Here is a 20,103-nt window from a genome sequence, read left to right on the forward strand (position 1 = left end):
TAGTGTGGGGTTACCCATGTGAGAGTAAGTCATCGCCAGCTCATTATTCTAAACACCCCCTTCAATAGAAGGGGGTGTTTTTTTATATGAAAAGAAAAAAATAAAGAATTAAATATAAAGGGAAATGCATGAGTACGGGAAAATTAACTTCTAAATCAATGTCTTCACATAGTTAATTACAAGCGCAAACCATATCAATAAATACAAAAATGCCTGTATTGTTAACAGGCATTTTGAAAAGAGAATTAACAGAATATTACTGTTCTATGTTACTTGCCATTAAACTACCTTGTTCAGCTTCTCGCATGAAACGATCATGTGTTTCCTTGCTACGAACCAAGCCAGGCATTCGATATTCTGTATGACCGTAGTCATGAATTTTGGTCCAACGTCCTCCCCAAACTAAACCGACAGACTCAGCAACTTGACCATATAACTGATAGCCACGCATAGCCCAAGGATCACGTTCAGAAATAACAACTTTACCATCTCGCTTGAATGCGACATCAGCTGCCAAACCAAATTGGTGATAGCTACGGTATGCAGTCGCTAAGGTGGTTGCTTTATTCCGAGATAGGCTATTTTGTCGCGCAGGACTACGATAACCCTCTAGTAATACTAATTCATAGCCATGTTGTTCCTTCATAATTTTGAAGACCATAAGTAATCGTTGTTTATAGCGTGGATGCATTTTGTCCCACTTACGATTTACCATTGAAGTATCGAGATGACCATGAGAAAACTCTGAATTTTCTATATTAGGAATAGTTGTCGATGAAACAGAACCACCAGTTTGAGCTTGATATTGTTGCTCAAGACGTACAGCTTCAACGATTGCTGCATCAACGAGACTTTCTTCAACCTCTGGAGGAGGGGAAAGAATTTCGCCATTTAATAAGTTATAAATTTGAGGATCAGCTTTCTTTAAATAGTTCGCTTCTATTTTTGTAGGATCAACGGGTTTTGTAAAAGCAAAAAGCATAATACTACTAAGTAAGAAAAAACCAGCAATGAGTATCCACCATTGCTGTAAGTGCCAATGCGTTTGAATTTGGTCTGCTGAAGCAGCATGATTCATTTCATGTGCAAATTTACGTGCGTTTAAAAGCTTTTTTTTACCTTGTGGTAATAAGCTTTGTACAAAATCTATTACTTTTTGTCTTATCTCATAAGACATCAATAAAGTCAGCGCGATGATCAATATCACAAAACTGACAATGATTAAAAAAATCACGGTGCAGGTTCTTTAGCAGTTCGTGTGACTGAAATTTCTACACTGGCTACAGGAATATCAATATTTTCATCATTATCAGCTTTACTTTCAGCAACTTTATTTGCATTGGCTGTCGTAGGCTTAGACTCAGGCTTTTTTATGGTTTTCGGTAATGCTTCAGTTGTCGTCTTTTTTACTGGTTCTGCTTTAGGTTGAACTTGGGGAGTTTTGTTACTTAAAGGTTGCGCTTGATTAAAAGTTGATTCAAAGGGATTTTTACTTGAAGTCACTGGTTGAGTTGCTTGAGCAGAGTTGGTTTGCTGATGTTTGAAAATATTATTAAGCTCATTTATCTTGGGTTGAGCTTGGTGATATTCATCAGGTTCAGATTGCTCGTTTTGATCAGCTTGAGTGACTCCCAAATCAACATTGGATAATTTATCATTTGAGTGTGTTGAATCAGTATCTGCTGCGTTAATCGGTTGGAAGCTTGGTTGATTTAAATAGGTATAAAAAGCTAAAGATGTGGCAGAGATACCAATTGCTACACCAATGATCCCACTTACTAGAGGCGAAATTTTTTTATTTTTTTTAGTAGGTGTAAGGACTCTAATATTTTTCTTTTCTTGGCTCATATTGAATATCTTTTATGGTAAATGAATCGTTATGTGGGCCTGTTCAGCAGGTGCACTAATGACATTATTATATTGAGTCATGGCTTTGGTCTCTTGTTGACTGAGCATATAGCGAAGTCCAGAAAATGCCAATAATGCAAAGAGGAGTAAAAATAAGAGAATCCAAGCGAATGGAAGTTCTTTATGAATAATGTTTTTAATTTGATCAGGCAATGCAGCGAAAGGTGAAAAGAGGGCTTTTTTACCTTTTAAATAATCTATTTCATCGCCTACGCGTGCAACCAAATGATTTAAGCTTTCAATTGATTCAATACGGTATTTACCTTGAAAACCTAACAGTAAACAGTAGTGAAAAACTTCTAAAGCCACTAAGCGATCTTTTCCACGAGTTCTAATTTTTTCTAATAAGTCAAAAAATTGATAACCTGCGAGTTGAGATCCGAATAAAGTTAACTGAAGAGGACTAATCAACCACGAATTTTGTAAATGGAAATAACTAGGGTCCTGTTGTGTGACAATGGTTTCATCAAGTAATGCACAAAATGCATATTTTGCATCATGGATATCCTCGGCTGAGAACTGCAACTTCTTCGCTTGTAATTCGAAACGTTGTAGTTGATCCATGATTTTTTGGCGAAATTCATCGACATTGTCAGGAACGTATTGGTTACGAATTAAAAAAACGATATAGAAACCGTCATGCATTAAATCAACCAAATTAGAAGACTGTGTCAATTTATTCTGTTGCTGTGGTGTAGAGCCTGCTCCAATCTGACCGTCATCGAATAGTGAAGGTGCTCCATTAGGCATATTCATATTTTTCTCTTCTCAATCTCTAGCCATTCATCACTGCGATGAGTTCAATACTGATATCTTGGAATCCAGCAGGTACATAAATACAGATGGTTTCAGACTCCAACATGCGTTGATAGAGTTCATGATGAGGTTCAATTTCAAAATAACTCACACCAGAGCGGACTGGAATCGCAGTAGGTACTTGCATCAAATGGTGAATCGGAATAGCAGGCAATGCAGAGACGACACGTTGCTCAACATCGACTGTTGTGCCCACTTTAAAACGTAGTGGGACAATTTGTACAAGTTCGTGTGTCTGCATCATTGAACTAGACACAGCAATATACAGACGAGATTCGCGAGTGATCTTATCTGACTCTAAGCTACCAACCCAATACGAAGGACGTATTTCTTTAAGACTGATATTGAAGTATCGACTTGAAATGATTGTGTCGAGTAACTCTCTTAAAATGACATCTAACTGCGCAAAGCTATCTTGTAAATTATGATGTTGATATTGAGGTAAATGTTCAACTTCATAGGCTGTTGAGAATGTCAGTAATGAGCCAGTCAATCTGAGTAATTCAAAAAATAAGCGTTCAGGGTGAATTTGGGGATGAGTCAATAAATGGCTGAGAGTTGCATGAGCAGTATTCAATGCATTCACTAGCCAAAACGAAACAATGTCACCTGATCTAAATTCAATTAATTTTTGTTCGTTTTCGCGATTGTTGGTTTGAATAGTTTTGATTTTTGCTTTAATGACATTCAAGGTACGTTTTAAGTTCGCAACCAATGACTCACATGAAGCAATATGCAAAATTGGTGGAATAAATTTTGTATCAAGTTCAAAGCTTCCTGAACTATGACGCTTAATTTTTCCTATCGGCAAATATAAAAAACCATCCAGTTCATGAGGAGTTTCATTCTGAGATTCGAGTAATTTCAGCTCAGCACGACGACGAATGTAAGTAATTTCAGCAGGTGTGGCATCAGTGAACAAATCATGAGTTTCATTCAGATACGAATGATATCGACTTGGTTGTGTCGAAGCCTCATGGGCGATATTACGCTTGTTTGGTTGAACGATAGGGAGCGCAAGAAAAATGGTCATTTCACCACGGAAATTGAGCTCATCGAGCAGCACGGGCTGAGGTAAAAGATCTCGCGAAGGAGCAGCGTAAATTTCACCATCTTGCCAAATCATTTCAATGTGCTCGATTGCTAGCACATGGGTCGTTAATTGAGATTTATCAAATTTGAGCTGTTGTACCCCATATGCGAATGGAATGGTGGCGCGAATAGTTTGATTTAAACGCTGTTCATGATAACTGTCTTGAATTTGAAAGTGCTGCGGTCTTAAAAATAGACCTTCACCCCACAGTACTTTTTCTGCTTTAAACATTGAGATTACCATTCATTAGATTCATTGCTATTTTTTACACCCAAGAGTTCGTGGACTGATTCCAATGGGTTGTTATCGTTTTTAATAACTTGTGCGAGCCATTCATGAAGCGGCATTTGGCTCCATTTAATAGTTTTTTGAAGCATATAACTCACAGGACTATGTGGTTCATTTGCTTGAAAATAATCCGCAATATCTTTAAGCACCCGCATTGCTTGTTCACGATTTTGTAGATGACTTTGTGGTTGAGGTTGAAATGACTGCTGAGTTACTGCTGCTTGTATATTTGCTGTTGGAGCAGAATTTATATTTGAATTGTTTTCTTGGAATTGTAGGTCTTGATTCATGTCAGGAGTATCCTCAGACATTAAAAATGCATCTGCTTTATAAATTTTTTTCAGTGTTTTATGTATGTCTTCCAATTGAGAATCAGTATTTGCGAAACTTGGAGCATCTAATTGCATCAGTTGATCAAGTACTTGCTTGAGGGTATCCCAGTGCGTCAAAATTTCTAAAAAGAACTGATAATTGTTGTATTGGAAACTTTTTGAGGTATTAAATAAGCTTTGTTCGAATTGCTCGAGTTCTGGATGATTCTGAGAAGATCCATAATCATCAGCATTTTTTAATCTTACATTTTGTTGATGGAGTAATTTTTCATAATCATAGATTGAATAGAAAGGAGCTGAATTGATGAGTGGAACACGTTTAATCAAAGCAGGTAACTGAGAAGTCAAACCTTGCAATAAACCTAGACGTTGATCTAAATCATCATCTTCAATTTCAGGATGTATATCTTTCCAATAATTGGATAACATACGATGTGAAAGCTCAAGGCTACGAGCGACTCCTTCGTAACCGTAGAGTTGACTCCAAGCCTCGCTTAACCAAGTCAATAAACGAATATCTTTACTTTTTTGAGTCAGAACATCGATACATTTTGTCGAAACAAATGACCAATCAGCTTGTTTAGGTTCAGCTACCCAATCACCCATATCTAAGAGCGGATCATCTTGGGTTTTCGCTTTCTTGATCTCATGAAATTCATTCGAAAAAGATAGATCTTCGCCACAGATCGCTTGATCTGAGATTGGTTGAAGTAGCTGTTCTATATCAATGTTCATATTAATTTATATACTCAAATAATTATGCTTCAACAATTTTCTTTTTGGTGGCTTTACGCTTTTTCGGTGCTGTTGTTGGATCTAATCGATACTCAATCACGTCATCTTTGCTATCAATTTGAATTAACTTAGGGACTTTGTTATCCGCTAAGGCAATCAATATTTGTGTTGCTAGTTCTGGTAAAACTGAAGAGTTTAGAATATTGTCTACATTACGTGCGCCACTATCGACTTCTGTACAGCGACTTAAGAGGAGTTCCACCAAATCATCGGTGTATTCAACACGTGTTTGATATTGTTTGAAAATACGATCAGTAATTTTGCCTAACTTATGATGGATAATACGCACAAGTAGATCATCATGGAGTGGGAAGTAAGGCACGATACGCATACGTCCCAAGAAGGCAGGTTTAAACTGTTTATATAAACTTGGTTTTAAATGTTCAATTAAGTCTTCTGCCGTAGGCCATTCTTCTACAGGTTTCGTCAAACAGGCCTGCATAATCGCGCTTGAACCAGTGTTAGAGGTCAATAAAATTGTGGTGTTTTTAAAATCGATAACACGACCTTCACCATCTTCAAGTGTGCCTTTGTCAAAGACTTGGTAAAACAATTCTTGAACATCTGAATGTGCTTTTTCAATTTCATCTAACAAAACAACGCTATACGGATTGCGTCTAACAGCTTCAGTGAGGACACCACCTTGACCATATCCTACATAGCCTGGAGGCGCACCTTTCAATGAGGAAACAGTATGAGCCTCTTGATACTCAGACATGTTAATCGTGATGAGATGAGATTCCCCACCATACAGCTCATTGGCTAAAGCTAAAGCCGTTTCTGTTTTCCCCACACCACTTGGTCCAACCAACATAAATACCCCTTGAGGCTTGTTTGGATCTTCAAGTTTTGCTTTAGAGGTTTTGATTCCTTGAACAAGTTGATGTAGGGCATAGTCTTGACCCATGACGCGTTGTTCCAGTTTTTCTTCTAAACTTAGAATTTGCTTAATTTCGTCATTGACCATTTTTCCTACAGGAATACCAGTCCAATCTGAAATAATCTCATTAATGATTTGTGCATTAACACGTTCAAATACCAGAGGTTGTTCACCTTGTAATATTTTTAAATCTGATCTAAGTTGCTGAATCTGATTTTTAAAATCATTACTTTGTTCTTCATCTTTTATTTCAGAATTTTTTTGCTCAAGTGTTTTAATTTGTTGAACAATTTCAATTTCTTGTTTCCACTTTTCAGTTGTGGTATTTAACTCATTTTCGATTTCATTGATCGTATTTTTAAGATCGGAGATGCGTTCGTCATGCTGTGGGAACTGATTATTCTCTTGTTCCAAAATATCTAATTCAAGCAATAAATTATGATGTTGAGCATGTAGCTGATCTAACTTTACTGGCTGAGCATTCTGAGTCAATGCCACACGAGCGGCAGCAGTATCTAAAACACTCACTGCTTTATCTGGGAGTTGTCGACCAGCAATATATCGATGTGAAGAATGAACAGCAGTCACAATGGCTTCATCATCGATTTGTAGATTAAAGTGTTTAGCCATGACAGGAATCATGGCGCGAAGCATATCAATCGCAACTTCTTCAGTCGGTTCTTCAACTTTGACGACTTGGAAACGACGACTGAGCGCCGCATCTTTTTCAAAATATTGCTTATATTCAGCCCATGTAGTTGCAGCAATTGTTCTTAACTCGCCACGTGCTAAGGCTGGTTTAAGGAGGTTCGCTGCATCATTTTGACCCGCTTGACCGCCTGCACCAATCAGTGTGTGTGCTTCGTCAATGAAGATGATGATAGGATGAGCGGAACTTTGAACCTCTTGAATGACTTGTTTTAAGCGATTTTCAAACTCACCTTTTACACTTGCACCTGCTTGTAATAGACCCATATCAAGAACATGGATATGTACATTTTTTAATGCATCAGGCACTTGGTTGTTGGCAATCTTCAGCGCTAAACCTTCAACGACAGCAGTTTTACCTACGCCTGGCTCACCCGTTAAAATAGGATTATTTTGACGACGACGCATCAGAATATCCAACATAAGGCGAATTTCAAACTCACGTCCAATGACAGGATCAATCCCACCGTTCAGCGCTTTTTGAGTCAAGTTAATGGTGTATTGATCTAGTGCAGGTGTTTTTGCATGAGATTCTGAACTTTGAATCGTATCCTGATCGTGAACATCATTTTGATGATCAGCTTGAGGGAGATGCTCTTCAATGCTAGCTGTACAAATTTCTATAAATTTGTGTTTCATCGTATCAATCGGGAACAGATCGAATAAACTCGATGCACGAAGCGCAATTTGATATAAATCTCCTGCAGTCAATAACGCAACTAATAAGTGTCCGCTACGGATGACTGGGGTTTGATCTGCGGAAGCAATAAGCCAAGCTTGTTCTAGCAGACGTACAATCGATTGAGCAAAAATAGGTGTACGCGTATTGCCTTTGGGCAAGTGCGAAATCGTTTCTTGTAAATCATCGATCAGTGCATTTTTAGAAATTTTATAGTGATCGAGCAAAATGGAGAGATCATTTTTTACGTTTTGATTTAATAATTCGAAGAGTAGATGTTCAATTTCGATTTCATAATTTTGTTGATTAATACAATAATTTGCAGACTTTTCTAGTGCTGTTCTTGTCGTAGGAGATAGTTTTGTAATCAAAATTTTCAAGTTATTCATCAGAATTCTCTGTGTTCAAATTATTTATAGTTACTTAAAATAAACCTGCATAACGTCTATTTTTAAGATTTTTAACGACTAAATATTTAATAAACAATAATTTTTAGTATGAAAAAATTCACCCATATTTTTTATTCTACCTAAATAAAGGTGATAAAAAAACTATCCTATAGTGTGAATCGTTTACAGAACTATATAATTTTGTAACTTAAAAAGCTTAATTGTTTCTTTATTATAATGGTCATAATGTTGACTAAGTGTGCATTTATAAGTTTAAATTTTAATTAAATCTAATATCTAGAAGATATTGCTCTAAACATTGAGTGTGTTAAAAAAGATTTAATGAATCATATAGTTAATGTAAATTTTATAATAAATGAGGGTGTGTTTTGAATACTAAAATTCTGCTTACAACTCTGCTAATTGGGTTGGGGATGGCGTCTACAACTTACGCAGATGAAGTAAAACTCAAAAGAGGTTGTGTTAAAGATCATCCATTAGTAGCGGGTGAAACAGACCAGACATTGCTACAAATTTATGCTCAAGCATGTGATAAAAAAAATAAAGACAACAAAAATGGTTTTCTAGCACAAGCAGCTCAGCGTTTTCAACAAATCGGACAAAATCAGAAAGCACTTCAATTGGTGAACAGTCTTAATGCACAAAATGTTCAGCACTCATCGTTAACAGATACTAAGTTTTTAGCTGGAATCGGAATCGCGAATGAGGCATTAGAGCAAATGCGTGGACCAGAAGTACGTTATTTGACTGAAGAGACTTACGAACCTGCGTTGGCACTTTCTGAAGCAGTTAAAAAAGCTAAACCTTTGACTGTAATCGAAACCAAAGTTGAAGAAGCACCTAAGCGTGTTCAAGAGACTCGAACTACTCGACAGCCTGCACGTACGACGCGCCGTGCATCGACTCCAGCAAAAACAACACCCGCTAAAACAACGACACCTGCGAAAGTTGAAAAACCAGCAGCACCAAAACGTGAGAATCCATTTGGCTCGTTGAACTGATCAAATTACAAATTTAGGAAAAAATAATATGGCTAAGCGTGAAAGTGTTCAAAAAAAATTACAACGCATCCGACCACCTCGAGTACAACTGACGTATGACGTAGAAGTAGGTGATGGTAAAGAAATAAAAGAACTTCCTTTTGTTGTTGGTGTATTAGGGGACTTCTCAGCAGCATCTGAACTTGAAAGAACCAAACTGAAAGATAAGAAATTTATTAATGTGGATTTGGATAACATTGATGAAGTAATGAGTTCGCTAGCACCAAGAGCAGCCTTCCAAGTTGAAAACACAATTTCGGAAGAGGGTGGAAATATGTCGGTAGATCTTACTTTTAACTCAATGGAAGATTTCCGACCTGAAAATGTTGTTCAACAAGTTGACCCTTTACGCAAATTGGTTGAAGCGCGTGAACGCCTTTCAGATTTGCGTAATAAAATTTCAAATAGTGAACGTCTAGAAGATCTGCTTGATGAAATTCTTCAAAACACAGATCAAGTACGCAAATTAAGTGCTGAAGCAGGAGGCGACGACCGTGAGTAATTTACAAACCGCACCTGCGACAAGCAATGCTGTTGAAGAAACGAGTCTTCTAGATTCGATTGTTGAACAAAGTCGAATTGCGCGTAATGATGATGAACATGTTCGTGCGAAAAATTTAATTGGTGAATTAGCCAAAGAAGTTATGGCTGGAACAATTACTGTTTCAGAAAACATGACGGTCTCAATAGATAAGCGTATTGCTGAAATTGATGCTTTAATTTCTGCTCAATTAAGCAAAATTATGCATCATGAACAGTTTCAAAAGATTGAGTCGACTTGGCGTGGACTTTACTACTTCTGTCAAGAAACACCATCAAATCCTTTAATTAAAATCCGCATTTTAAATACCACTAAAAAAGAATTGATTAAGGACTTCCAAGGCGCAACTGACTTTGATCAAAGCACATTGTTCAAAAAAGTGTATGAAGAAGAATATGGTTCTTTTGGTGGTGCACCATACGCAACTTTGATTGGTGATTTTGAGTTCGATCGCACACCGTCAGATATGTATCTTTTAGAACAAATCTCTCATGTTGCCGCTGCCTCTCATGCACCCTTTATTTCAGCAGCAAGCCCTTCAATTCTAGGTCTTGAATCTTTCACTGAAATTGATCGGCCTCGTGATGTATCTAAAATTTTTGAAACTGCAGAATATGTACAGTGGCGCTCATTCCGTGAAAGTGATGATTCTCGGTATGTGGCTTTAACTATGCCACGTGTTTTAGGTCGCTTGCCTTATGACCCTAAAGAGGGTTGGGCAACAGAAGGCTTTAACTTCGTTGAAGAAGTGTCAGGTGAAGATCACGATCAATACCTCTGGATGAATGCAGCATACGGTTTCGGTACACGTTTAACGAATGCATTTGATATGCATGGTTGGTGTGCAGCAATTCGTGGGGTTGAAGGTGGTGGTTTAGTAGAAGGCTTGCCAGTACATACCTTCAAAACCAATGATGGTGAAGTTGTATTTAAGTGTCCGACAGAAGTTGCGATTACGGACCGCCGTGAGAAAGAGTTGAGCGATCTCGGCTTTATTCCATTAGTGCACTGCAAAAACACAGACTACGCAGCGTTCTTTGGGGCTCAATCGACCCAAAAGCCTAAGAAATATGATAGCGATACAGCGAATGCAAATTCAGCACTCTCAAGCCAGATTCAATACATCATGGCTGTGTCGCGTATTGCGCATTATTTGAAAGCAATGATGCGAGATAAAGTCGGAAGTTTTGCTTCAGCTGGAAATGTAGAAAGCTTCTTGAATGATTGGTTATCTCAATATGTATTACTAGATGATGGTGCATCACAAGAGGCCAAAGCTAAGCGCCCGCTTCGTGAAGCATCTGTAAAAGTTGTGGAAGACCCGGCAAACCCTGGTCACTACAAATCGGTCGTGTTTTTAAGACCGCACTTCCAGTTGGACGAGTTGTCGGTATCTTTGAGACTTGTCACTGAGTTACCTCAGTCCTCTAATTAAATAGAGCAACTTTATAATAACGTTAAATAAAACAGGAAATCTTCATGAAAGATATATATGTTCAATTTCGAGGAAAATACAAAGTAGACGGCGAATCTCGTGACACTGAGCACAAAGATTGGTTGGAAGTTAATTCTTGGTCTCATAACATCCGTCAGCCTAAATCTGCGACATCTTCAAGTGTTGGTGGTCATACTTCTGAGCGTGTTGAACATTCAGACATGTTGTTCGTTAAAGATTTAGATGCGACTAGCCCGAAACTTTGGGAAGCATGTTCTGCTGGTTACACTTTTGATGAAGTACAAATCGATTACTACCGTGCGAATGGTGATAAGCGTATCAAGTACCTTCAAATCAAATTGAAACATGTTCTAGTTTCAAGCGTAACACCATCTGTAAATGCTGAAGGTGTTCCGACTGAAGCATTTGGTTTGAAATATGCTGCTGTTGAGTGGACATATAACCAACAAGATATCGATGGTACTCAAAAAGGTGCGATCACGAAGCAATGGTCACTTTCTAACAACACTGCAAGCTACAAAGCTTAAAGTCTTGAAAGTGAGAGGAGTAGGGGCTGACTTAAGTTGGCCTTTATTCATCTTCTAGAGTAGGCAAGATGAAAACAAATTTAGATCATCTTTATCCATTTGGCTTCCGTTCAACTTTATTTGATCGCTTGATTCCAGAATACGAGGATCAGATCAAAGGCTTGTCTATGCAAGAGTTACGTGAATCTGTTGCACATGACTTGGAAGATCTACTCAATAGTCGAGTAGCCAAGTTTGATCAGATTGATGAATTCCCTGCGGTTAAAGGCTCGATTGCACAGTTTGGCATTATTGATTTTGTTGGGTTATCAACAGCGAATCCACTGGATCGAGATAAAATTTGCCAATCTATTCAGCAGTCCATCGCGGCACATGAACCTCGCCTGAGACAAATTCAAGTTGAAATGTTGCTAGACAGCGACAATATGGGCGCACTTTGCCTCAGTATTCAAGCATATTTAAATATTCATCCATTGTATGAGCCTGTAGTTTTTGATGCTTTATTAAAACCAACGACACAACAATATGTAATTTCGGCTAGATCTTAAGATTGGGGCTTTTGTGATAGAAGAACTTTTACCGTACTACGAAAAACAATTACAAGAATTTGGTCAACAATCTCGCGAGTTTGCTCAGAAGTATCCTAAAATTGCCCAACGGCTCTCGCTCAACCAAGAACAGATTGATGATCCTCATATTGAGCGCTTAATTCAGGCGTTCTCGTTGATTGCTGCTCGAATTGATAAAAAATTAGCAGACAGTTATGACGTTTTTACACGTGCTTTATTTGAGGTGATGTTCCCTCAATATTTAAGACATTTTCCAAGTTGTACTGTCGTCAGTTTCGAAGATCAAAATAAAATAAAACAATTAACTGAAGTTCACGTCATTCCGCAGGCAACAACGCTAAAATCACGAAGCTTTAAGGGGGTTCAATGTGAATTTAATACCTCTCAAGCTGTACGATTACTTCCCATTCAACTGAACCAAGTTCAATTTAAAACGAACCCAAGCGCTCAAATTCATCTCAATCAAAATGCTACTTTGCAATTAAGTTTTGAAACTTTCAATGAAGCAGGCTTGTGGATTCATCAAGAAAAACTCCCTATTTATTTAGATGCTATTTCAAATTTTCCGCTGCAAGTTTTGGATAGTATTTTCAAAAAAGATACGACTTTTACGGTACGCATTGGAACACAGCTTTATCAAATTTCTAATCCATTTTCCTTAATGGGCTTTGAGGAAGATGAGAGTTTATTGCCTATCGATCAACATACACATCATGCCTATCGCTTGTTGATGGAATATTTTTGTTTTGCAGATAAATTCAGCTTTCTTAATCTTGATTTGTCTTTTTTAACAAATTTATTAGATCAACAAACGAGTTTTGATCTCCAAATTCATTTTAAGTTAAACCTAAACGATCAGGCGATTATTCGTAATTATTCAGAGCTGAATGTTGCAAATTTCAAATTGTTCAGCACGCCAGCTGTTAATCTTTTTGAAAAAAATGCTGAACCACAAAAAATACATCATCGACAACTTGAATATCCATTGATCACGGATGCGCATCATCCTGAATTTTATCAGGTCTATTCGATTCAGAAAATGCACATGGTTCGTGAAAAGATTAATCAGGATCAGGTTTATCATCCAGTGTTGCCGTTCTTTGGAATGAGTCATTACCATGATGAAAATGTCCAATTTTTCTATGCATTGAACTCATCACAGCTCAACAATAAGTTTGTTGAAACGGGTTATTCCATTATTTCTAAGCATTTACAGCCGTATGATATAAAGTCTGATTTTATTAGCACCGTATTGCTATGTTCTAATCGGAATTTACCGCATGAAGCATTAAGCCAGTCAAATAATATTTTAAATCTGAATGATAGTAGTTTGGCACGTCGAGCGTTGGTATTGAAGCGTCCGAGTTTACCCTATCAATTTGAGCAAAATCAGAAAGAGCAATGGCGCATTATTTCTCATCTTTCATTAAATACGTTAGCACTGATGAAAGGGGATGCGGTAGCACATTTAAAAGAATTATTAGAGTTATATAACTTACCGGCGAATAAAGAAAATCATCTGTTAATTAATTCGATTAAACAAATTGAATTTAGCCTGACGCATAAGTTGGTTGAAGCCAAACCTTTCCCGCTTTTCATACGAGGACTCAAAGTTGTTATCGGAATCGATGAACAAGTATTCAGAGGTCATAGTCTTTATATTTTCAGTCAATTGCTGAGCCATGTGTTTAACTTAAAAGTGCAGTTAAACAGTTTTGTCGATGTCATAATCGAAGATGCTCAATCACAACAGGAGTTATACCAATGCGTGCAGAACGTTGGTGGCAAGAAGCTTCTGTAACAGACCATTTATTTCAACAGCCGACTGCATATGAATTTATTCAGTCGATTCGATTGTTAAGACATGTGCCCTATGCTCGGCCATATACACCATGGGATCGTGATTTTAAATTTCATCCTTCTTTAGAGCTTAACTTCCCTAAAAAAGAAATTGAATCACTCGCTTTAGAAGATGAAAAAGTTCAGCTTACAAATTTAATGGTGGGTTTGACTGGAATGCAGGGGGCATTACCCTATAGCTATACCAATAAAGTTAAATCAGCACCACGCAAATTTCGAGTTGAAACAACGCAATTTTTGAGTTTATTTAATCATAAGCTCACTTCACAATTCGTTGATGCGACGGTCAAGTACAATTTACCAGTACGGTATGAGGTCGAGTCTGAAAATCATTATCTGAATATTATTCATGCATTAAATGGTTATATTAGTCAGCAACATCAACAACAAGAACTTGATGATTATTTTGCTGAATTTGCAGGATTAATGCAGGGGCAAAATAATACAGCACATGCTTTAAAAACCATGATTGCACAGGTATTTAATCAGCATGTGGCAATACAAGAGTTTATCCCTGAAAAATTTAAATTAGAGCCTCAGCAGAGAACATCCTTAGGAGGGGCGACGCCAAGCTTGTTAGGATTGAATACATTTTGTGGAGAGACTATTACCCAAATTGATGGCAAAATTGAAATTCAAATTGGACCGTTGGATCGTAAGACTTACCTAGATTTTCTACCACAACAAAAACTAAGTTTAAAATTAAAAAAACTACTACAAAGCTGGTGTAGCCCAACCTTATTGGTTGATGTTCGTTTAATTTTATCAAAACAAGAAATACAGCCTATTACTTTAAATTCGGAGCATTCTATGGGGCTTAGTCAGGGTGCCTTTTTAGCTCATAATCAACCGCTAGACAATGATGAAACTTGCTACCCGTTGCTTGGAGTCGCGTCATGATCAAAATCATTGTTGGAGTGTTCCTTACTGTTTATCTGGTGATTTCTGCGATTGTGGTGCTGTATTGGCGTGACATCAATTTTGATCCTTCTGGCAGTGATTTACTTATCTTTTTTGCATTGTTACCTGTAGCAATCACTGCTTTTTTGGTGATGCCATATATAATTTATCATTGGATAAAAGAGCAAAAAAATAAACAGAATGATCCTCAACTTAGCGATGAGACCACAATTGAGGAGCTACAGCCTGAGCCTGTGGAGTGGATCAATTTAAATGTCTATCGCGCTTATGCACTCAATGCTTTGGGTGAAAATCATCTGATTATTGATGCGATTCGGGAATTCAAGAGTCCTGAACTTGATGACAAATTATTGAATGGGTATGGCTTGCCTATTCTGAGTTATCGAATTTCTGATTTAGACGTCGAACAAGATGAAGAGGATGAATATAGCTTCAAACGGCAATACCGCATTCATCAATTGATTCTGACTCAACTCGAACAACAAACAGAAATACTCTGGGAAATTAGTGAGCATTTAAAAAAATCTGCACTTTTCTACGATACTCAAATTAGCCAATCTTATCGTATGCATCCAGCATGGATTGATCCTCAGGCTGAGTATCATGATGGGGAAGAAGATACTCCTTCTGTGCAGCAAGTTTATCGACTGAATAAGCTTAAAATCCACCTGATTCTCGCTGAAGAATTACTGCATGTTTGGGATGAACAAGATTCTGAGCAACTCATTTCAGACTACCTGAGTCAGCTCAATTATATTCCTGAAGTGTTTCACGTGGAACACCACTATTGGGGTGCTGAAACAAGCTATAGTGAATGGATTCATCTTTTACAAAGTATTGAAAAAGATGAGTCGTCTATAAGTCTTGTGTTCATCGTTGATTCCGAAATTGACCAAGATACATTAGATGAAAAGATTTGGATTTCAGAACAGTATATTCCTGCAGAATATATTTCGAGCTGTTGTTTAGCTTCACCTAAAATTCAAATTGAAAATGTTTTACCTACGAAAACATTAGATATTGCGATAAATGAAAAACAACTGAAACAGAGTTTAGATCGCTATAACATTGATCATCAGTTCAAAGTGGAAAATGAGCAGCCCTTTACAGTTCTGTTGGATGACATTACTCAACTCAAAACACTTAAAAAAATTGAGCAAAATTTTGCCAATACGAATATTGAGCAACATCATTATTTAATGCTTCATCCAACACTTGGGAATACACAAAGCTTAGCTAAAATTTTTGGATTTACTCTCGCTTTTCAGTTTGATGATGCCTTGATGACAATGGTGTATACAACTCAAAACCCTGATGTTCAGACATTTATTCAAACTTATCAATCAGAAACAGACATAAATCCTGAGCAGCAAAACGTTTAAAAATTTACGAAAAAAATGAGAATACAATGCACACGATATTAGGCTATGTATGGCAGTACGTTTCAAACCCAAAGGCAATCATTGCATTGTCATTGTTTGTTGCCTTAGTGTCTGCCTATCACACGATACCTAGACAGTATTTCTGGCCGCTTGCGGTGGCCTATGTACTGGGTCTAATCGGTTATGGAATCTATTGGTTCATTCAACGCAAACGCCATGAGAAACAAGGGGAAGAACTGGCGGAAGCAATCGAAAAAGATACCCAAGCTGAGTATGGTAAACAGAAGGATAAAGATGAACTACAATTGGTTCATCAACAGATGAAGGATTCAATTCAGCTCATTCGTAAGTCAAAGCTGGGTGATAAAAAAGGGAATGCAGCGCTATATGAGTTGCCTTGGTATATGGTCATTGGTAACCCTGCTGCTGGTAAGAGTTCTGCCATTTATAACTCGGGCTTAAAGTTCCCATTCGAAGAAACGCATAAAAATGCAGTGTCTTCAGGTTTGAGTGGAACACGTAATTGCGACTGGTTTTTCTCAACAGAAGGAGTGTTGTTAGATACTGCTGGTCGTTACTCAGTCTATGCAGAAGATCACTCTGAGTGGATTGGTTTTTTGAACTTGCTCAAAAAAAATAGATCTAAAGCGCCGATTAATGGACTGATTGTCACCGTCAGTATTGCCGAGTTAGTTAGTCAAAGTCCTGAAAAATCGTTGAAACTCGCTAAAAACTTGAGAGCACGTATACAAGATTTGACGGAACGTTTAGAAATCTTTGCACCTGTATATTTGGTGTTTTCTAAAATGGATTTGATTGCAGGATTCACTGAGTTTTTTGATTGTTATGATCAGGATGAATTTGACCAAGTTTGGGGAGCAACGCTGCCATATAATCCAGATTCATCTGAAAATGCTGTTGATCTATTCGAGCATCATTACAATATTTTGTATGATGGATTGAAAAGCGTAAGTACGACTCATTTAAGTCGCCGTCATGCACAGAATATCTCACCAAGTGTGATGACTTTTCCGCTTGAGTTTAAGACTTTAAAACCAGCACTCAAAACTTTTATAGGAACACTATTTGAGGAAAATCCGTATCAGTTCAAACCTGTATTCCGTGGTTTTTACTTCACTAGTGCCTTACAAGAAGGAACGATCGAGAGTCCAATGACGGAGCAAATTGCTCAAGAATTTAGACTTCAGAAAATTCCGAACAGCGAACATGGTATTCCACAAAATTCTGTATCACAGAATCATGGGTATTTCTTAAAGGGATTATTTTCAGATGTCATTCTGAAAGATAAAAACTTGGTGAAGCAACATATTAACCCTGCGAAAAAGCGCCAACGTTATTTGAGTTTTATTGCAGCTTTACTTGGGGTATCTGTAATTTTAGGCCTGTGGGTGTGGTCTTACCGTAACAATCAACAGTTGATCGCAGATGTTCAAGCAGATCTGAATAAAGTGATGCAAATGGAGCAGGCATCAGGTCAGCATTTGGCGACACAGCTTGACTCGTTACTAATTTTACAACAGCGTTTAGAACAGTTAGATCAATTTGAAGAAGATCGTCCATTAAAGTTTGGCTTTGGTTTGTATCAAGGTAATGATCTGCGAGAAAAACTTAAAACCGAATATTTAAATGGTGTGCGACAAATTGTTTTAGAACCATCTCAACAAAATATTGGTCAGTTCTTGCAACGTGTAAAAAATAATGAAGCGACACTAAAAGAAAATCACGTTAATGTTGAAATTCAGCAAGTATCGGCTAAACCTGCACAAAATGCTTTGGAACCTTCTGATTCGAATCCCCAAGATGCTTACAACGCATTGAAAGCTTATTTGATGATGAGCAATTCAAAATATATGGAAGCAAGTCATCTGAGTGATCAGGTTACGCGCTTTTGGCGTTCATGGTTAGATGCCAATCGTGGACAAATGCCACGTGGTGAAATGATCCAAAAAGCGGAGCAGGTGCTGACCTATACCATGACATTGGCGAATGATCCAAAATTCCCACAGTTGTCAGCGGATGCGCAATTGGTTGATCAAAGCCGACAAGTATTGTTGGCGGTGATGAAGGGGATGCCAGCACGTGATCGAGTTTATAATGAGATCAAAATGCGTGCTGCCGTACGATATCCAGCAGTGACAGCAGCTCAAATTGTAGGTGAGAACAATCGTAGTGCTGTATTAGGTTCTTATGCTCTTCCTGGGGTATTTACATATAAGGCATGGAACGAATATATCGATCAAGCCATTGATGAAGCTGCGAATAGTCCGACAGACAGTCGTGACTGGGTGTTGAACAGCAATCAATCAGATGACCTCACCTTTAGTGGTAGTCCAGATCAAATTCGTAAGCAGCTGACTGAACTCTATAAGAAAGAATATATCGCAGAGTGGCGTAAATTCTTGAATGGAATTTATTATGCAAAACAACCTGATTTTGCCCAGCAACATAAAACAATAGATTTATTGGGTGAGCCTCAAAACTCCCCGATACGTTTGCTCATTGAGCATACAGCGAAAGAAACCAATTGGGATAACCCTGTGGTTCAAGCGGAATTGGCTGCTCCACAAACAGGATTTATCGCTTGGTTTAAACGTAAGGTTCTTCGTCAAGATAATACTAATGAAATTCAACGTGCAGCTGAGCGCGCCCAAGGTGCTATCTCAAAAGAATTTAATGTTTTTTATCAGTTGGTTCGTAAACGTGATGATCAGCAAAATAAATCATTACTAGATGAGTATTTAGAAAATATCGCACAGGTACGCAGTAAGTTCAATGATCTCCGAAATGCAGGGGATATTGGCCCAAATGCGATGGCTTTGGTAAAACAAACCATCAATGAACAAACCTCAGTATTTAATACTACGCAAAAACTTGTCGATGAAAAACTGACGGTCGGTCTGAATGATATTGACAATAAGCTCATTCAAAAGCTTTTGGTGAGTCCACTGACACAATCCTTTGCAAGCTTAATCACGCCAGCACAAGATGAGATTAATAAATTATGGGTAATGCAAGCTTATCAACCGTTTAATCAGACTCTGAGCCAAAAGGTTCCATTCAATACCTCGGCTTCAATCCAAGCGACGAGTAGTGAAATCGGTCAAATCTTCGGTGAGGGCGGTAGTATTGCCAATTTTGTTAAAGAAACGCTCGATCCATTTGTGATTCGTCGTGGCTACACACTGACTTCTAAAACGTGGAAAGACCAAGGCATTATCTTGAATCCACAATTTGTGATGAGTTTCCAACGCTATGTTTCACCACTTAACGGTGTAGCTACAGGTACTTTGTCACAAGGTTCTGCACCTGCTGCGACCAATCAGTCCAACTTCCAATTCTATCCATTGTCTAATCCACAGTTGCTGTCTTATACGATTGATATTGATGGTCAACGTATGGTCTTTGAAAATGGTATCCAACAGTGGGTGAACTTTGTTTGGCCGAATACTGGTGCTATTCCTGGAGCACGTATTACTGCAGTCGATCTCGAAGGAAAAACGCATACGATTTTTGATGCACCAGGTGAATACGGGATCAATCGTTTGATCGACTCTTCGCAACGTCGTGATCAAAATGGTGTCATCGAAATGACTTGGGCAAGTGCTCAACAACCTTCATTAGCGGTAAAAGTAAACTTTCGTTTGATCAGTGGGAATTCAGGTCAAGGTGGAACAGGCGTTGGCTCTAATCGTGATTTAAACGGTTTGCAATTGGTTGATAAGGTGACCACCAACAAGGCGACAGCACGTGTGGTATCTGCTCAAAAGGCACCAACACCAGCACCTCAAGCTGAGAATTCAACGAATACGGCATTGCAAAATGCAACACAAGGAGCACAGCCATGATGTATGGAGTACAACTTAAGATGGATCATCAG

Annotated in this window: 15 protein-coding genes; 9 read left to right on the forward strand and 6 right to left on the reverse strand. The window is 38.0% G+C overall.

Annotated features, from left to right (window positions below; all coding sequences use genetic code 11):
* Positions 1-256: 256 nt before the first annotated feature.
* Genes FTV17_RS13460 through tssH form a run of 6 tightly spaced genes read right to left on the reverse strand, consistent with a single transcriptional unit; the run spans position 257 to position 7,891 of the window.
* Positions 257-1,234, reverse strand: coding sequence for a M15 family metallopeptidase (locus FTV17_RS13460; RefSeq protein ID WP_180000293.1), 978 nt, complete (start codon positions 1,232-1,234; stop codon positions 257-259).
* A complete protein-coding gene (locus FTV17_RS13465) occupies positions 1,231-1,848 on the reverse strand; it encodes a hypothetical protein (protein ID WP_180000295.1) in 618 nt (205 codons plus the stop codon). Before FTV17_RS13465 ends, FTV17_RS13460 begins: the two co-directional genes overlap by 4 nt.
* A gap of 12 nt (positions 1,849-1,860) precedes the next feature.
* Positions 1,861-2,664 (reverse strand): type IVB secretion system protein IcmH/DotU, encoded by an 804-nt coding sequence (icmH, locus tag FTV17_RS13470; protein ID WP_180000297.1) that lies wholly within the window; start codon positions 2,662-2,664, stop codon positions 1,861-1,863.
* A gap of 19 nt (positions 2,665-2,683) precedes the next feature.
* Complete coding sequence (gene tssK / locus FTV17_RS13475) at positions 2,684-4,048, reverse strand: type VI secretion system baseplate subunit TssK (protein ID WP_180000305.1); 1,365 nt, start codon at positions 4,046-4,048, stop codon at positions 2,684-2,686.
* 5 nt (positions 4,049-4,053) lie between these two features.
* Complete coding sequence (tssA, locus tag FTV17_RS13480; protein ID WP_180000307.1) at positions 4,054-5,172, reverse strand: type VI secretion system protein TssA; 1,119 nt, start codon at positions 5,170-5,172, stop codon at positions 4,054-4,056.
* 22 nt (positions 5,173-5,194) lie between these two features.
* Positions 5,195-7,891 (reverse strand): type VI secretion system ATPase TssH, encoded by a 2,697-nt coding sequence (gene tssH, locus FTV17_RS13485; protein ID WP_180000341.1) that lies wholly within the window; start codon positions 7,889-7,891, stop codon positions 5,195-5,197.
* A 431-nt stretch (positions 7,892-8,322) separates the two neighbouring features.
* Here tssH and FTV17_RS13490 point away from each other — a divergent pair, with 431 nt between their 5' ends.
* The 9 genes from FTV17_RS13490 to tssM all read left to right on the forward strand — a co-directional run bounded on the left by FTV17_RS13490 (position 8,323) and on the right by tssM (position 20,071).
* Positions 8,323-8,910 carry a hypothetical protein gene (locus tag FTV17_RS13490; protein WP_092766614.1) on the forward strand — a complete coding sequence of 196 codons (588 nt, stop codon included), beginning with the start codon at positions 8,323-8,325 and terminating at the stop codon, positions 8,908-8,910.
* 28 nt (positions 8,911-8,938) lie between these two features.
* Positions 8,939-9,451, forward strand: coding sequence for a type VI secretion system contractile sheath small subunit (gene tssB, locus FTV17_RS13495; protein WP_092766613.1), 513 nt, complete (start codon positions 8,939-8,941; stop codon positions 9,449-9,451).
* Positions 9,444-10,925 (forward strand): type VI secretion system contractile sheath large subunit, encoded by a 1,482-nt coding sequence (gene tssC, locus FTV17_RS13500; RefSeq protein ID WP_092766612.1) that lies wholly within the window; start codon positions 9,444-9,446, stop codon positions 10,923-10,925. The genes tssB and tssC overlap by 8 nt, the downstream gene beginning before the upstream one ends.
* A 44-nt stretch (positions 10,926-10,969) precedes the next feature.
* Positions 10,970-11,473, forward strand: a complete 504-nt coding sequence (locus tag FTV17_RS13505; RefSeq protein ID WP_092766611.1) for a type VI secretion system tube protein Hcp — start codon at positions 10,970-10,972, stop codon at positions 11,471-11,473.
* 68 nt (positions 11,474-11,541) lie between these two features.
* Positions 11,542-12,021: a type VI secretion system baseplate subunit TssE gene (gene tssE / locus FTV17_RS13510; RefSeq protein WP_180000309.1), complete on the forward strand. Its 480-nt coding sequence runs from the start codon at positions 11,542-11,544 to the stop codon at positions 12,019-12,021.
* Between the two features lie 13 nt (positions 12,022-12,034).
* A complete protein-coding gene (tssF, locus tag FTV17_RS13515; protein WP_180000311.1) occupies positions 12,035-13,843 on the forward strand; it encodes a type VI secretion system baseplate subunit TssF in 1,809 nt (602 codons plus the stop codon).
* Positions 13,807-14,802, forward strand: coding sequence for a type VI secretion system baseplate subunit TssG (gene tssG, locus FTV17_RS13520; RefSeq protein WP_180000313.1), 996 nt, complete (start codon positions 13,807-13,809; stop codon positions 14,800-14,802). The genes tssF and tssG overlap by 37 nt, the downstream gene beginning before the upstream one ends.
* Positions 14,799-16,205 carry an APC family permease gene (locus tag FTV17_RS13525; RefSeq protein WP_180000315.1) on the forward strand — a complete coding sequence of 469 codons (1,407 nt, stop codon included), beginning with the start codon at positions 14,799-14,801 and terminating at the stop codon, positions 16,203-16,205. The genes tssG and FTV17_RS13525 overlap by 4 nt, the downstream gene beginning before the upstream one ends.
* A gap of 26 nt (positions 16,206-16,231) precedes the next feature.
* Positions 16,232-20,071, forward strand: coding sequence for a type VI secretion system membrane subunit TssM (gene tssM / locus FTV17_RS13530; RefSeq protein ID WP_180000317.1), 3,840 nt, complete (start codon positions 16,232-16,234; stop codon positions 20,069-20,071).
* The last annotated feature ends 32 nt before the right edge of the window (positions 20,072-20,103 follow it).

It is taken from the genome of Acinetobacter sp. YH12239 (assembly GCF_013417635.1).
In the GTDB taxonomy this organism is placed as follows: domain Bacteria; phylum Pseudomonadota; class Gammaproteobacteria; order Pseudomonadales; family Moraxellaceae; genus Acinetobacter.

Bases quoted from the DNA above. Each gene is read 5' to 3' on its own strand.
- tssB (WP_092766613.1), top strand. From the start codon at position 8,939: ATGGCTAAGCGTGAAAGTGTTCAAAAAAAATTACAACGCATCCGACCA.
- FTV17_RS13465 (WP_180000295.1), bottom strand. From the start codon at position 1,848: ATGAGCCAAGAAAAGAAAAATATTAGAGTCCTTACACCTACTAAAAAA.
- tssM (WP_180000317.1), top strand. From the start codon at position 16,232: ATGCACACGATATTAGGCTATGTATGGCAGTACGTTTCAAACCCAAAG.
- FTV17_RS13490 (WP_092766614.1), top strand. From the start codon at position 8,323: ATGGCGTCTACAACTTACGCAGATGAAGTAAAACTCAAAAGAGGTTGT.
- FTV17_RS13525 (WP_180000315.1), top strand. From the start codon at position 14,799: ATGATCAAAATCATTGTTGGAGTGTTCCTTACTGTTTATCTGGTGATT.
- tssE (WP_180000309.1), top strand. From the start codon at position 11,542: ATGAAAACAAATTTAGATCATCTTTATCCATTTGGCTTCCGTTCAACT.
- icmH (WP_180000297.1), bottom strand. From the start codon at position 2,664: ATGAATATGCCTAATGGAGCACCTTCACTATTCGATGACGGTCAGATT.
- tssG (WP_180000313.1), top strand. From the start codon at position 13,807: ATGCGTGCAGAACGTTGGTGGCAAGAAGCTTCTGTAACAGACCATTTA.
- FTV17_RS13505 (WP_092766611.1), top strand. From the start codon at position 10,970: ATGAAAGATATATATGTTCAATTTCGAGGAAAATACAAAGTAGACGGC.
- tssA (WP_180000307.1), bottom strand. From the start codon at position 5,172: ATGAACATTGATATAGAACAGCTACTTCAACCAATCTCAGATCAAGCG.
- tssK (WP_180000305.1), bottom strand. From the start codon at position 4,048: ATGTTTAAAGCAGAAAAAGTACTGTGGGGTGAAGGTCTATTTTTAAGA.